The organism is Nitrosomonas sp. ANs5 (assembly GCF_050584665.1).
Taxonomy (GTDB): Bacteria; Pseudomonadota; Gammaproteobacteria; order Burkholderiales; family Nitrosomonadaceae; genus Nitrosomonas.
In genome coordinates, this window is record NZ_JBEUDO010000062.1 from 1 (window position 1) to 15677 (window position 15677).

Annotated in this window: 10 protein-coding genes and 4 tRNA genes; 13 read left to right on the top strand and 1 reads right to left on the bottom strand. The window is 50.2% G+C overall.

The annotated features are described in order from the left end of the window. Positions 1–1429 (bottom strand): DUF7453 family protein (locus ABTW62_RS12000; protein WP_430904822.1); only part of this gene is annotated, 1429 nt, incomplete at its 3' end. A 16-nt stretch (positions 1430–1445) separates the two neighbouring features. Between ABTW62_RS12000 and ABTW62_RS12005 the strand changes: the two genes are divergently transcribed. From ABTW62_RS12005 to rpoC, 13 genes are all read left to right on the top strand, one after another. Continuing rightward, positions 1446–1530, top strand: a tRNA-Tyr gene (locus ABTW62_RS12005). Between the two features lie 75 nt (positions 1531–1605). Continuing rightward, positions 1606–1679: transfer RNA gene (locus ABTW62_RS12010), tRNA-Gly, on the top strand. 29 nt (positions 1680–1708) lie between these two features. Continuing rightward, a tRNA-Thr gene (locus tag ABTW62_RS12015) sits at positions 1709–1783 on the top strand. Between the two features lie 61 nt (positions 1784–1844). After that, a complete protein-coding gene (gene tuf, locus ABTW62_RS12020) occupies positions 1845–3035 on the top strand; it encodes an elongation factor Tu (protein ID WP_430903994.1) in 1191 nt (396 codons plus the stop codon). 38 nt (positions 3036–3073) lie between these two features. Continuing rightward, a tRNA-Trp gene (locus tag ABTW62_RS12025) sits at positions 3074–3149 on the top strand. A 129-nt stretch (positions 3150–3278) separates the two neighbouring features. Continuing rightward, the gene (secE, locus tag ABTW62_RS12030) at positions 3279–3623 is read left to right on the top strand and encodes a preprotein translocase subunit SecE (protein ID WP_430904823.1); all 345 of its coding nucleotides are present in this window, start codon (positions 3279–3281) and stop codon (positions 3621–3623) included. Between the two features lie 18 nt (positions 3624–3641). After that, positions 3642–4175: a transcription termination/antitermination protein NusG gene (gene nusG / locus ABTW62_RS12035; protein WP_430904824.1), complete on the top strand. Its 534-nt coding sequence runs from the start codon at positions 3642–3644 to the stop codon at positions 4173–4175. 135 nt (positions 4176–4310) lie between these two features. Beyond that, positions 4311–4742, top strand: coding sequence for a 50S ribosomal protein L11 (gene rplK / locus ABTW62_RS12040; RefSeq protein WP_430904825.1), 432 nt, complete (start codon positions 4311–4313; stop codon positions 4740–4742). Next, on the top strand, positions 4742–5437 hold the full coding sequence (rplA, locus tag ABTW62_RS12045; RefSeq protein WP_430904826.1) for a 50S ribosomal protein L1: 696 nt from the start codon (positions 4742–4744) through the stop codon (positions 5435–5437). Before rplK ends, rplA begins: the two co-directional genes overlap by 1 nt. 402 nt (positions 5438–5839) lie before the next feature. Beyond that, on the top strand, positions 5840–6355 hold the full coding sequence (gene rplJ / locus ABTW62_RS12050) for a 50S ribosomal protein L10 (RefSeq protein WP_430904827.1): 516 nt from the start codon (positions 5840–5842) through the stop codon (positions 6353–6355). 71 nt (positions 6356–6426) lie between these two features. Then, the gene (gene rplL, locus ABTW62_RS12055; protein ID WP_430904828.1) at positions 6427–6804 is read left to right on the top strand and encodes a 50S ribosomal protein L7/L12; all 378 of its coding nucleotides are present in this window, start codon (positions 6427–6429) and stop codon (positions 6802–6804) included. Positions 6805–7134: 330 nt separating this feature from the next. Then, a complete protein-coding gene (gene rpoB, locus ABTW62_RS12060; protein WP_430904829.1) occupies positions 7135–11208 on the top strand; it encodes a DNA-directed RNA polymerase subunit beta in 4074 nt (1357 codons plus the stop codon). Positions 11209–11319: 111 nt separating this feature from the next. Then, entirely contained in the window at positions 11320–15537 is a 4218-nt protein-coding gene (rpoC, locus tag ABTW62_RS12065) for a DNA-directed RNA polymerase subunit beta' (RefSeq protein ID WP_430904830.1), read from the top strand. The last annotated feature ends 140 nt before the right edge of the window (positions 15538–15677 follow it).

The window sequence follows — 15677 nt, forward strand, 5'->3', positions numbered from 1 at the left end:
CGCCGGTCAATATGCCGGTAAACCAGGATGCATCAAAGCCGGGAAGGGGATCGTTCAGCTGCATGGTCAGGGAAAGCTGGGAGATGCCGGTTTCATGAATGCTGTGATAGGGTTGCGTGGTGCGGGCTCTTCCCATGGTGATCGCAGGGCTGCGATTGGCTTGGCGGTTCGTTTTCAGGATGGACAGTCCGCTGTCGGTGGATTCGATATTGGCAAAAAAATCGGGATTGTTCAATCTATTGCCGGGTGCGGTGTTGTCGGGTAATGATTCGCCATCCATCACCAGTAAATCGAGTTGTCCGTCGCTGCGTGCGACCCAGGCGCTGCTGCGCCATTCGGAATCGGTGGTGTCCGTGAGTGCTGCAGTGAAAATGATTTCATCCTGATCGGTGATGCTGGCTCTCAATGGGTATGAACCCAGCGAGAATACCGTTGCAGTCATTCCGGGCACCGGGTCGTTATCGATGACGATGGGTAGGACTTGTCCATTGTGCCACTTGAATACGCCGTGCGATGGATTGCAGGTGCCGCCCGTTGTATGCGAGAGCGATGCAATAAAGGCCGCTGCGCCATGCTGATTAAGGCTCAAGCTGTTGATGTCCTCATAAGTGCAATGGCTGATGGGGGCGGGGAGTTTTGTGAGCTCGCTGAAATTCCAGAACCACAGATCGCGTCCCTGAAAAGACGGGCCCGAGGCTTCGGCCAAGATGAGCAGGCCGGCATCGGTGAAAACAAAGTCGCGAATGGTATGAATGACAGTGCCGCTGGGAAGGCCTGGCGCAGGCTGGTCTGTTTGTAGAACCAGGTGGGTGTGGCCGTCGGCATGGACGAGCAGGCCGGTTTTGTTATGGCTGCTGAGATCGCTTTGGAGTCTGGCCATCAGTGCAACGTGTCCGGCTGAATTGGTGATGAGGCTGGATTCCACGGCGGAGTGAAAGCGCAATGTTTGAGGTGTATGGGTTAATACATCATTTTCCTTGATCACGGTTGTGAGATGTTCTGGGCGGCCTGACCAGACTGCATGCGTATGATTGTCAGTGGCGCGCAGGCTGGTATCGGCCGCACCGCTGAAAGCGACATGGCCCGACGGGCCAATGACAGGGTGGTCAAATCCCCAGTAGACATATCCAGGTGGGAAATCTTCTGCAGCTTGCCCGACTTCTGCAATCAGCTGGACCGTGGCCAGAGACCAGGCGGGCGAAAATGCAGCCAAGCAGACGCATAGCGCTTGTGAAAAAAGTTTTAAATTGAGTTTGACCATCTTGATTCCTTGTGGTGTTTGTAGCGGGTATGTGCTCTGTGCAAGCAAGCTTAGCAATGAAAATCCGGGCCCAAATTTCCGAACAAAGGGTAAAATAGCGATCAGTTTAATGATGGCCGTGAATAGAGGATGTATCTCGGCATTGACTTGTGCCGGAGAAGTGGTCATAATGCCTGACTATTTCGGAGGGGTTCCCGAGCGGTCAAAGGGATCAGACTGTAAATCTGACGGCTCTGCCTTCGAAGGTTCGAATCCTTCCCCCTCCACCAGATTAAAAAGCAGTGCCTGGCCCGCAGTCGATGAAGTGAAAGATGTGGTGCTAATTGGAAAGTAATACGGGCAGAGCGGGTGTAGCTCAATGGTAGAGCAGAAGCCTTCCAAGCTTACGACGAGGGTTCGATTCCCTTCACCCGCTCCACGTGAAAAGCAGGCGAATGGCGATCTGTTGCCCATGTAGCTCAGTGGTAGAGCACTCCCTTGGTAAGGGAGAGGTCGCCAGTTCAATCCTGGCCATGGGCACCAATAATTCAGGCGCGGTTGTGATTAAGTGATCGTATGAGTGTTAACGAAAGGGAACAACAGCATGGCAAAGAGCAAATTTGAGCGGTCAAAACCACATGTGAACGTGGGAACTATAGGTCATGTGGATCATGGAAAAACGACGCTGACAGCAGCCATTACTTCGATACTGACCAGGACTTTTGGTGGCGAGGCCAAATCCTATGACCAGATCGATTCTGCACCAGAGGAGCGTGCGCGCGGCATTACGATCAATACCTCGCATGTCGAGTACGAAACCGAAAAGCGCCATTATGCCCACGTTGATTGTCCAGGTCATGCTGACTACGTTAAAAACATGATCACCGGTGCTGCGCAAATGGATGGCGCCATTCTGGTGGTGTCGGCAGCTGATGGCCCGATGCCGCAGACGCGCGAGCATATTCTGCTGGCGCGGCAAGTGGGCGTGCCCTATATCATTGTCTACATGAACAAGGCGGACATGGTGGACGATGCAGAATTGCTCGAGCTGGTCGAAATGGAAATTCGCGAGCTGTTGTCCAAATATGATTTTCCTGGGGACGATACCCCGATCGTGACGGGATCGGCACTGAAAGCGCTGGAAGGCGATCAAAGCGAAATTGGCGAGCCCTCCATTCTGAAGCTGGCCGAAGCGCTGGATAGCTACATTCCAGAGCCAGAGCGGGCGATCGATGGGGCTTTCATTATGCCGGTGGAGGATGTGTTCTCCATCTCCGGCCGCGGTACCGTGGTGACCGGGCGCGTCGAACGTGGCGTAATCAAGGTGGGTGAGGAGATCGAGATTGTCGGTCTGCGCCCAACCATCAAGACGGTTTGCACTGGGGTGGAAATGTTCCGCAAACTGCTTGACCAAGGTCAGGCGGGTGATAATGTCGGGGTACTGCTGCGTGGGACCAAGCGCGAGGAGGTCGAGCGTGGTCAGGTGCTGGCCAAGCCGGGCAGTATCGCGCCGCATACAAAATTTACAGCAGAGATTTATGTCCTGAGCAAGGAAGAGGGTGGTCGTCATACACCGTTTTTTGCCGGCTATCGTCCGCAGTTTTATTTCCGTACTACCGATGTCACGGGTTCGATCGAGTTGCCGGCCGGGGTTGAAATGGTCATGCCGGGCGATAACGTATCGGTCACGGTTAACCTGATAGCGCCGATTGCAATGGATGAGGGCTTGCGCTTTGCCATCCGCGAAGGCGGCCGGACAGTGGGTGCCGGTGTGGTGGCCAAGGTTATGGAATAAAATCGTCGTCGGTGAGTACAGTTTTGTATCCGCAATTTAGGCCAGTAGCTCAATTGGCAGAGCGTCGGTCTCCAAAACCGAAGGTTGGGGGTTCGATGCCCTCCTGGCCTGCCAGAACACATGCTGAGTCACCTTGCTTTAACTAGGTGATGAGGCAAAAAAGAAGGACCGCATATTTATGCGGTCTATTTCTTGTGTGGTTGGATAATCATTAATTAAAAGCAATTCCAGGGATTGGATTGAGTGGACAAGGTTAAGCTTGGATTGGCAGTAGTAATGGGATTGGCTGGCGTGGTGAGTTTTTATGTGCTGCGCGACAGTCCAATGGTCATCAGGGTGGTGTCGTTGTTGCTAGGGTTTGCCTTGGCAGTTACGGTGGCCATGTTTACCACGCAAGGCAGGCGCTTGTTTGCGTTCAGCAAAGATTCAATCGATGAAACCAAAAAGGTGGTTTGGCCGACTAGAAAGGAAACGTTGCAGATGGCAGGTGTGGTTTTTGCATTTGTCATGGCGATGGCGATTTTTTTGTGGTTGGTCGATGCTGGCTTGATGATGATCGTGAGGAACGTCATGGATCAGGAGGGTTGAGCATGATCCAGGTGGAATATGAGTAAGAAATGGTACGCCATTCACGCCTATTCGGGTTTCGAAAAAAGTGTCAAGCGTGCGCTGGAGGAGCGAATAAAGCTTCACCGTCTGGAAGACCGGTTCGGAGAGATACTGGTGCCGGTTGAAGAAGTGGTAGAGATCAAGGGTGGTCAGAAAAGTATCAGTGAGAGGAAGTTTTTTCCTGGCTACATCTTGATTGAGATGGAAATGAGCGATGAGACCTGGCATTTGGTAAAAGGGACGCCAAAAGTGACCGGATTTGTGGGAGGCACCATGACCCAGCCGGTGCCAATCAGCCAGAAGGAAATCGAAAGTATCCTGAATCAGGTAAAAGAAGGTGTAGAGAAGCCCAAGCCGAAGGTTGTCTTTGAGGCGGGAGAGGCAGTGCGCGTTAAAGAAGGACCGTTTACCGATTTTCATGGCAGCGTGGAAGAAGTCAATTACGACAAAAGTAAACTTAGAGTATCGGTATCTATATTTGGGCGGCCAACGCCCATTGAGCTGGATTTCCACCAAGTCGAAAAAGCATAATTAGTTCACCCAAGGTGTTTGCGCCTATCCAGGTTTTGATCGAGTCGGTCTTGTTGTGTGTTGAAAGAGAATTTAGATTGAATAATCATAGGGGAGAGCGCCTAGCGTTCGATTGGACCCGAGAAGGAGAAAATTTTGGCTAAGAAAATCATAGGTTATATCAAGTTGCAGGTGCCAGCTGGCAAAGCAAATCCCAGTCCTCCCATCGGGCCTGCACTGGGTCAGCGTCAGTTGAATATCATGGAGTTCTGCAAAGCATTTAATGCCGCAACGCAGAAGATGGAACCTGGCCTGCCGGTGCCGGTAGTGATCACGGCTTATGCTGACAAGAGTTTTACTTTTGTCATGAAAACCACCCCTGCCTCGGTGTTGATCAAGAAAATTGCAGGAGTCAGTAAAGGCAGCGCACAGCCGCATATAGACAAGGTGGGTAAGCTGACTCGTAGCCAGGCGGAAGAGATTGCCAAGATCAAGATGGCGGATTTGACGGCGGCTGATATGGATGCGGCAGTCCGCACGATTGCCGGGAGTGCTAGAAGCATGGGTATTGAGGTGGAGGGACTATAATGGCACGAATTTCCAAGCGTCATCAATCGATTGCTCAAAAAATCGAGCGTACCAGGGTTTATCCACTCGCCGAAGCACTCGCCATCGTTAAGGAAACAGCAACTGCCAAGTTTGATGAATCGATAGATGTCGCGGTTAATCTTGGAATTGATGTAAGAAAATCCGATCAGGTCGTTCGTGGATCAGTTGTGTTGCCCTCGGGAACAGGGAAGGTGGTTCGGGTGGCTGTGTTTGCACAGGGTGAGAAAGCAAAGGAAGCGCTGGAAGCGGGTGCAGATATTGTCGGATTTGAAGATTTGGCTGAACAAGTCAAGGCGGGTGAAATTAATTTCGACTTGGCTATTGCCAGCCCAGATGCCATGCGTGTCGTTGGCCAGCTTGGTCAGATCCTGGGTCCCAGAGGGTTGATGCCGAATCCGAAAGTTGGCACGGTAACACCGGATGTAGCGGGTGCAGTCAAAAATGCTAAGGCTGGGCAAATACAGTTTAGAGCGGATAAAGGGGGTATCGTGCATTGTACGGTGGGTAGGGCATCGTTTGATGTCGATGCGCTTAAAGCAAATATCGTTGCATTGGTTGATGCCCTGAATAAATCCAAGCCTGCAACTTCAAAGGGTGTGTATCTGAGAAGAATGGCTGTTTCCAGTACAATGGGAATAGGCGTGCGTGTCGATCACGCGGGCTTGGTTCAGTAATATTAAAGAACTTTGGGCTACTGATAATTCTATTATCAGTAGGTTATCAAAGACCGTTGGGGCTTGAATTCTGCTGACAGTCTGATCAGATGGTCAATGCAGAATCAGGCTTAATCGTGGTCGCGTAGTGCTGGTTGGTGACATTTGGTGCGCTGGGCAGGGTTGAGGCAGATTATATACACCACTATTGAGGTGATGTCTGCGTCTTGAGTGAGCTCTGCTTATTGGCATCAACATGTGGCCAGCTATGCATTTGAATGACCAAGCCCAACGCAGATGGCGTGCCCATAAGCAGGGTGGAAAAAATATTCTCCTGATTAAAGGTCGCCGTATTTAAATGAAAGGCTACTATCGTTTTGATAACGGTATGCTTTGGGCCGAATTCTAATTGGAGAATCTATTTTGAGTCATAATCTCGAGGAAAAAAAAGCAAAAGTTGCTGAGGTGAGTGACCATGTGGCCAAGGCACAGGCCATAGTTATCGCGGAGTATCGTGGATTGGGTGTCAGCCAGTTCACCCAACTGCGGGCTAAAACGCGTGAATCCGGGATTTATTTCCGGGTAATTAAAAACACGTTTGTAAGGCGAGCAGTTGAAAATACACCTTTTTCCGGTCTGGCGGATCAAATGGTCGGACCCTTGGCCTATGGTATAGGTAGTGACCCGGTGGCCACTGCTAAAGTGCTTCATGACTTTGCCAAGTCAAACGATCGTTTCGTGATCAAAGCCGGGGCCATGGCAGGAATGGTCATGACCGGCAAGGATGTTGCCGCCCTGGCCGCATTGCCAAGCAGGGAGGAGTTGCTAGCCAAACTACTGGGGACCATGCAGGCGCCCGTTGCCAAGTTTGTTAGAACACTTAATGAAGTGCCTACTAAATTTGTGCGTGGACTTGCTGCGGTACGCGATCAGAAGTAGCGCATATTCGAGTAACGAGATCAGCTCATAACACAGTTTAATTGGAATTTAATTTTTATCAGGAGAAGAAAATGGCTGTAGCCAAAGAAGAGATTTTAGATGCAATTGCAAATATGACCGTTCTGGAATTGTCCGAATTAATCAAAGAAATGGAAGAGAAATTTGGTGTTTCTGCTGCAGCGGCTGCCGTTGCAGTGGCTGCGGCACCCGCTGCGTCAGCCGATGCGGCTGAAGAGCAAACAGAATTCTCTGTCATTCTCACCTCTGCAGGTGAAAGCAAGGTCAATGTCATCAAGGTCGTAAGAGCTGTTACAGGTCTGGGCCTGAAAGAAGCTAAAGATTTGGTCGATGGCGCACCGAAGCCCGTTAAAGAGGGTGTTTCCAAGGAAGATGCTGAGGCGCTCAAGAAACAGCTTGATGAGGCTGGAGCGAGCTGCGAGATTAAATAAGCTTATTCATGCCGGGCTGGCGAGCGTATTACGGCGCCACCAGCCCTCGTTTTCTTTGTAATTCAAGATTATACTGAATGGTCCGCATGTGCGCGGATTGTTTTGTTGGTTAGGGCTTAAACAGCTGTCGATTTACCTACTATCAAACTTGCCTGAGGGAACACACCTGCATCATTATATTATTCTATCAGTGTAATTAATTAACTGCTTTTTTGGAAGTTAATTTTTTATCTGTGGATCAAATGACGAGTAAGGGCCATGTAAACGCCATTTTACCGAATAAATATCCTTTTAATCTGTTCTATGTCTTCAGCGCGCGGAGAAAAATTAATGAGTTATTCGTTTGCAGAAAAAAAACGTATTCGTAAAAGTTTTGCCAAACGTGCCAGTATTTTACCATTTCCATTTCTTCTTGCCACCCAGATCGAATCCTATACTAATTTTCTGCAAGAGAAAATTGCGCCCAGCAAGCGCAAAAATCAAGGGTTGCAAGCAGCGTTTAACTCGGTTTTTCCGATTGAAAGCCATTCCAACAATGCTCGTCTGGATTTTATTTCTTATGCCCTGGGTACGCCAGTGTTCGATGTTAAGGAATGTCAGCAACGGGGCCTGACCTATGCTTCTCCTTTGCGAGCCAGGGTGAGATTGACCATTCTGGATAAAGAATCGTCGAAACCAACTGTCAAAGAAGTCAAAGAGCAGGAGGTCTATATGGGAGAAATCCCGCTTATGACCGAGACCGGTTCTTTCGTCATTAACGGAACCGAGCGCGTCATTGTGTCGCAGTTGCACCGCTCCCCAGGTGTATTCTTTGAGCATGACCGTGGCAAAACCCATTCGTCCGGTAAGTTGTTATTCTCCGCGCGCATTATTCCGTATCGCGGTTCCTGGCTGGATTATGAATTTGATCCGAAAGACTATATTTATTTCCGGATCGATCGTCGCCGCAAGATGCCGGTCACGACGCTGCTGAAAGCGATGGGTTATTCCTCCGCGCAGATTCTTGCAGAATTCTTTGAGTTTGATCATTTTACTTTTTCTACTAAAGGGATTTTTTTCGATCTGGTGCCAGAGCGCTTGCGTGGAGAGCTGGCGAGCTTTGATATCGTATCGGAAGATGGCAAGGTTTTCGTGCAAAGGGATAAGCGCATAACCGCCAAACATGTTCGCGATATGCTGCAATCGAATCTTACAAGCATTCCCGTACCAGAAGAATTCCTGTTGGGTAAAATTTTAGCCGAAGACGTGGTTGACAGGGAGACCGGCGAAATCATCGCCCTGGCCAATAGTGAAATTAACGAGGCGGTGCTTGCCAAGCTTCAGCAAGCCGGTATTGAAAAGATCAATACGTTGTTTGTGAATGATCTTAATTATGGGCCTTACATTTCGCAGACATTGCGCATCGATGAAACCACCGATCAAACATCAGCCCAGGTTGCGATTTACCGGATGATGCGGCCCGGAGAGCCGCCAACAGAAGAGGCTGTGTTGGCGTTGTTCAATGGTCTGTTCTACTCTCCTGATCGTTATGATTTGTCCGTCGTCGGCAGGATGAAATTCAACCGGCGCGTGGGGCGACAGGAATTAACTGGATCTATGACGCTCTCGAATGAAGATATCATCGATGTGATTAGAATATTGGTAGAGTTGCGCAACGGCCGTGGTGAAATCGATGATATTGATCATCTGGGCAACCGTCGTGTCCGGTCGGTGGGTGAGTTAGCGGAGAACCAGTTCAGAGCGGGCTTGGCGCGGGTGGAAAAGGCAGTTAAGGAACGCCTAAGCCAGGCCGAGTCAGAAAATCTCATGCCGCATGATTTTATCAATGCCAAGCCTGTTTCCTCGGCGGTGCGGGAATTCTTTGGCTCAAGCCAGCTGTCACAGTTTATGGATCAAACCAATCCATTGTCTGAGATCACGCATAAGCGACGCATTTCTGCGCTGGGTCCAGGCGGGTTGACGCGCGAGCGGGCGGGTTTCGAGGTTCGCGACGTCCACCCGACGCATTATGGGCGCGTTTGTCCGATCGAAACACCGGAAGGCCCAAATATTGGTCTGATTAATTCATTGGCGCTCTACGCTAGAACCAATGAATATGGCTTCATTGAGACGCCCTATCGTCTGGTCAAGGACGGCAAGGTGACTGATGAGATTACCTATCTCTCGGCTATTGAGGAAAGTCAATATGTCATCGCCCAGGCCAATGCTAATATCGGTCCGGACGGTGCATTTGTCGATGAAGTTGTCTCATGCCGCCATAAAAACGAGTTCACATTGGCTGCCAGGGACCAGATCGAATACGTGGATATCGCGCCCGCGCAAATCGTTTCGGTGGCCGCATCACTGATTCCGTTCCTGGAACATGATGACGCCAACCGTGCCTTGATGGGTTCAAACATGCAGCGCCAGGCCGTGCCTTGCTTGCGCGCAGAGAAATCGCTGGTCGGGACAGGTATTGAGCGCGTAGTGGCTGTGCATTCGGGTACTGCCGTCCGCGCCGTACGTGGCGGGGTGGTTGACTATGTCGATGCTGGTCGTATCGTAATTCGTGTGCATGATGCCGAGACCCGTGCGGGCGAAGTCGGGGTGGATATATACAATCTGACAAAATATACCCGCTCAAATCAGAATACCAATATTAACCAACGGCCCATCGTAAAAGTGGGTGATGTGCTGGCGCGCGATGATGTCATCGCAGACGGCGCCTCGACTGACCTGGGCGAGTTGGCGCTTGGCCAAAATATGTTGATCGCTTTCATGCCGTGGAATGGCTATAACTTTGAGGATTCGATCCTGATTTCCGAACGGGTTGTGGCAGATGATCGATTTACTTCGATTCATATCGAAGAATTGACGGCAGTGAGCCGCGATACAAAACTTGGAACCGAGGAGATTACTGCGGACATTCCAAACTTGTCTGAGCGTCAGCGCTCGCGCCTGGATGAATCCGGCGTGGTCTACATCGGTGCGGAGGTCGAAGCAGGTGACGTATTGGTGGGCAAGGTCACACCCAAGAGCGAGACTCAGCTGACCCCTGAAGAAAAATTGTTGCGCGCGATTTTTGGCGAGAAGGCTTCCGATGTCAAGGATACTTCCCTGCATGTCCCAGCCGGTATATCCGGGACGGTCATCGATGTTCAGATATTTACACGCGAGGGCGTCGATCGGGATAAACGTTCCAAGCAGATTATCGAAGACGAGCTCGGGCGTTTTAAAAAAGATCTGGCCGATCAAATGCGTATCGTCGAGGCTGACGCTTTCCAGCGAGTAGAGCGGTTGCTGGTTGGAAAGGCTGCGACAGGCGGGCCTAAAAAACTGGCAAAAGGGTCGGTGATCACGCAGGAATATCTGGAGAGTGTGGATCGGCACCATTGGTTTGATGTTCGTTTGATCGACGAGGGGGCGAGTCTTCAGCTCGAGCAGATCAAGGACAGCCTCGCGCAAAAGAGAAAAATGTTTGATCTGGCTTTCGAAGAAAAGCAGAAAAAACTGTCACAAGGGGATGAGCTGCCACCAGGCGTGCAAAAAATGGTGAAGGTCTATGTGGCCGTGAAAAGGCGATTGCAAGCTGGGGATAAGATGGCTGGCCGTCATGGCAACAAAGGTGTGATTTCAAAAATCGTACCGGAAGAAGATATGCCTTATATGGCGGACGGCACGCCGGTTGATATCGTGCTCAATCCGCTGGGCGTGCCTTCACGCATGAATATTGGGCAGGTGTTGGAAGTGCATTTAGGCTGGGCTGCCAAAGGGCTCGGCAAGAAAATCAATGAAATGCTGAAATCTCACTGCCAAGCGACAGAAATGCGCGAATTCCTCGAAAAAATCTATAATTATAGCGGTAAACAGGAAGATATCGCTGCCCTGAGCGATCAGGAGGTATTGGGACTGGCAGAGAATTTGACTGCAGGTGTGCCGTTTGCCACACCGGTATTTGACGGTGCGCACGAGTCAGAGATCAAACACATGCTGGCGTTGGCTGATTTGCCGGAATCGGGCCAGACGACATTGTATGATGGCCGGACAGGAGAGGCATTCGATCGCCCTGTTACTGTCGGTTATATGCATGTATTAAAGCTTCATCATCTGGTGGATGACAAAATGCATGCCCGTTCGACAGGCCCATACAGTCTGGTGACACAACAACCGCTTGGCGGGAAGGCCCAATTTGGCGGACAGCGATTTGGTGAAATGGAGGTCTGGGCCCTGGAAGCATATGGCGCGGCTTACACGTTGCAGGAAATGCTCACGGTGAAATCCGATGACGTCAACGGGCGGACCAAAGTCTACGAGAGTATCGTCAAAGGTGATCATAAAATTGAGGCAGGTATGCCAGAATCTTTCAATGTATTGGTCAAAGAGATCCGATCTCTGGGAATGGATATCGATCTAGAGCAGAATTAATTATTTTTATCAGGAGCAACCCTGTACATTCAATGCGCTGATGGCCGGAAAATTGAATGTCAGGGATTGCAGCCTATTCCATGATTGCCCATTGATTCACAGGAGTGACACGTGAAAGCACTGCTCGATTTATTCAAACAAGTTACGCAAAAAGAAGAGTTCGACTCAATAAAAATAAGTCTGGCTTCTCCAGAAAAAATCCGTTCGTGGTCTTATGGTGAAGTCAAAAAGCCGGAAACGATCAATTATCGTACTTTTAAGCCGGAAAGGGATGGTTTGTTTTGTGCAAAAATATTTGGTCCGGTCAAGGATTACGAATGCCTGTGCGGCAAGTACAAGCGCCTAAAACATCGCGGTGTAATCTGTGAAAAGTGTGGCGTTGAGGTAACTCTGTCCAAGGTGCGGCGTGAGCGAATGGGGCATATTGAATTAGCTTCCCCTGTCGCCCATATCTGGTTCTTGAAATCATTGCCTTCACGCCTGGGCTTGGTATTGGATATGACCCTGCGTGATATCGAGCGGGTACTCTATTTCGAGGCCTATGTCGTCACGGATCCCGGTATGACGCCGCTTACCCGCGGGCAGATTTTGACAGAGGATGACTATCTAAACAAGACAGAAGAGTTTGGCGATGATTTCAGCGCGGCGATGGGCGCGGAGGGGGTTCGTGCCCTGCTGAGTACGATGGATATCGTGGCCGAGATTGAATCTCTGCGCCGGGAGCTCCAGGCTACAGGCTCGGAAACCAAAATAAAGAAAATGGCCAAGCGGATTAAGGTGCTCGAGGCATTCAACAGATCGGGCATGAAGGCGGAATGGATGATATTGACTGTTCTGCCTGTGTTGCCCCCAGAGTTGAGGCCTTTGGTGCCACTGGATGGCGGCCGTTTTGCGACCTCGGATCTAAACGATTTGTATCGGCGTGTGATTAACCGCAATAATCGATTGAAACGATTGCTGGAGCTTCGCGCACCAGAAATTATCGTGCGCAACGAGAAGCGTATGCTGCAAGAGGCAGTGGATTCACTGCTTGATAATGGTCGCCGGGGCAAGGCGATGACAGGGGCCAACAAACGCCCGTTGAAGTCATTGGCGGATATGATTAAAGGTAAGGGTGGACGCTTTCGTCAGAACCTGTTGGGGAAACGCGTCGACTATTCAGGCCGGTCTGTGATCGTTGTTGGGCCGCAGCTCAAGCTTCATCAGTGCGGCTTGCCTAAGAAGATGGCGCTGGAACTGTTTAAACCTTTTATTTTCAATAAATTGGAGACAATGGGGATTGCCAGCACGATTAAGGCGGCCAAACGGGAGGTCGAAAATGAGAGTCCTGTGGTTTGGGATATACTGGAAGAAGTGATTCGTGAGCATCCGGTGATGCTGAACCGGGCGCCTACCTTGCATCGACTGGGGATTCAGGCATTCGAGCCGGTATTGGTCGAAGGCAAGGCAATCCAATTACATCCATTGGTTTGTGCAGCATTCAACGCCGACTTTGACGGTGACCAAATGGCTGTTCATGTGCCATTGTCTCTGGAAGCTCAGATGGAATGCCGCACGCTGATGCTGTCAACCAACAATGTCCTTTCTCCCGCTAATGGAGATCCGATTATCGTGCCTTCCCAGGATATCGTATTGGGCCTTTATTACATGACGCGTGAAAAAATTGGGGCGCAAGGCGAAGGAATGATTTTTTCCGATATCTCCGAGCTGAAACGTGCCTACGATAGCAAAGCGGTCGAGTTGAATGCCAAAATTACCGTCAGGATCAAGGAAAGCAAAAATAACGCCACACGAGAGGAAGGGGCGGTCGAGACCATCACAACACGTTACGAAACCACTGTTGGCCGGGCGCTGATATCCGAAATTTTACCAGCGGGACTTCCTTTCTCGGTCATCAACAAAACACTCAAGAAAAAGGAAATTTCCAAGCTCATCAACGCGAGTTTCCGTCGTTGTGGATTGCGGGAAACAGTCATATTTGCTGATAAACTCATGTATTCGGGCTTCTCCTATGCAACCCGTGGCGGCATATCAATTGGCCTGGATGATTTGCTGACACCTACCCAGAAGGAGGATATCATCCACGCTGCAGAGCAGGAAGTGCATGAAATCTCGAATCAATACACATCCGGCCTGGTGACGCAGGGTGAGCGATACAACAAGGTAGTCGACATCTGGGGGCGTGCCGGTGATCAGGTAGCTAAGGCCATGATGGATCAGTTGAGTGTTGAGCCGGTCAGAGATGGCGAAACAGGCGAAATCAAGCTGGATGAGCAAGGTAAACCGGTTATGCAAGAATCATTTAATTCCATCTATATGATGGCGGATTCTGGCGCCAGAGGTTCAGCCGCACAAATTCGTCAGCTATCCGGTATGCGTGGATTGATGGCCAAGCCAGATGGTTCGATTATTGAGACGCCGATTACCGCCAATTTCCGCGAAGGTTTGAATATTCTGCAGTATTTTATTTCGACGCATGGCGCAAGGAAAGGACTGGCCGATACTGCGCTTAAAACCGCCAATTCCGGTTACCTTACCCGTCGTTTGGTCGATGTGACCCAGGATCTAGTCATTACCGAACAAGACTGTGGCACGGAAGATGGTGTCGTGATGAAGGCCCTGGTTGAAGGTGGTGATGTCATTGAACCATTACGCGAGCGTATTCTCGGCCGTGTTGCGGCAAGTGATATTATCGATCCGGATACCAATCAGGTCATTTATCCTGCTGGCGAAATGCTGGATGAAGATGCGGTCGAGAAGATAGAGGCCTGCGGGATTGATGAAGTGAAAGTGCGGACGCCGCTCACCTGCGAAACGCGATACGGACTTTGTACAAAATGCTATGGGCGTGACCTGGGACGAGGCACGATGGTGAACGTGGGAGAAGCAGTCGGTGTCATTGCTGCGCAGTCCATCGGCGAGCCGGGCACGCAGCTGACGATGCGTACTTTCCACATAGGGGGGGCGGCTTCGAGGACTATCGTGGCCAGTCAGGTCGAGAGCAAGTCTAATGGTATTGTTCGTTATTCACACAATATCCGGTATGTTAAGAATGCACGCAATGAACTCATCGTGATTTCGCGTAGCGGAGAAGTGATGATCCAGGATGAGAATGGACGTGAGCGCGAGCGGCATAAAATTCCATATGGCGCGACATTGCTTATTCATGACAATGATGCAATCAAGGCGGGCCAGATTCTGGCATCCTGGGAGCCACATACCCGACCGATCATTGCCGAATATGCGGGCAAGGTGCGCTTCGAAAACGTGGAAGAGGGCGCGACCGTTGTCAAGCAAATCGATGAAATTACAGGGCTTGCCACTTTGGTCGTGATCGATCCTAAACGGCGGAATGTCGCACAGAGCAAGGGATTGCGTCCACTGGTCAAATTCCTGGATGAAAATAACGAAGAGACCAAGATTGCAGGCAGTGACCAACCCGTCACAATTACATTCCATGTCGGCTCGATTATCACGGTACGAGATGGGCAGCAGGTGGGTATAGGTGAAGTGTTGGCCCGTATTCCGCAGGAAACATCCAAAACGCGGGATATTACGGGTGGCTTGCCGCGTGTAGCTGAGTTGTTTGAAGCGAGAGTGCCCAAGGATGTCGGTTTCCTGGCCGAGGCGACTGGAACCGTTACGTTCGGGAAGGATACCAAAGGCAAGCAGCGGCTGGTGATCACGGATCTTGATGGGGTATCGCATGAGTACCTAATTCCCAAGGATAAGCATGTCACAGCGCATGATGGCCAGGTGGTTAACAAGGGAGAAGTGATTGTTGATGGGCCGATTGATCCGCGCGATATATTGCGCTTGCAAGGCATTGAAGCGCTGGCGCGTTATATCAGCGATGAGGTACAGGATGTTTATCGTCTGCAGGGCGTGAGAATCAACGATAAACATATTGAAGTCATCGTTCGGCAAATGCTACGCAGGGTTCAGATAACAAATGCCGGAGATTCAAGCTTTATTCCTGGCGAACAAGTGGAGCGTGCAGAAGTTCTGATTGAAAATGAGAAGCTGATCGCAGAAAATAAACTGCCCGCAATCTATGAGTATGTCTTGCTAGGTATTACTAAAGCGTCGCTGTCCACGGATTCGTTTATTTCTGCGGCTTCATTCCAGGAAACGACCCGTGTGTTGACTGAGGCATCTATTATGGGTAAAAAAGACGATTTGCGCGGCTTGAAAGAGAACGTGATAGTAGGCAGATTGATTCCTGCAGGGACTGGGCTTTCATTTCATAATCTACGCAAGAAACAAAAATTATCGGCGAGTGATATCTACGTAGGCGATAATCTAACCGAAGAAGAAATTACCGAGTAGACGGGAAGGCCGGATGGGATTTTTCCATGATCTGAATGTATTATCCCTTCCATTAAATTTCTTGACACTGAATATGTTGAGGAAGTAGGCTTACAAAGAAAGTGGTTTTATGCTGGCTACCCGGTTGGACCGGGTGGCCA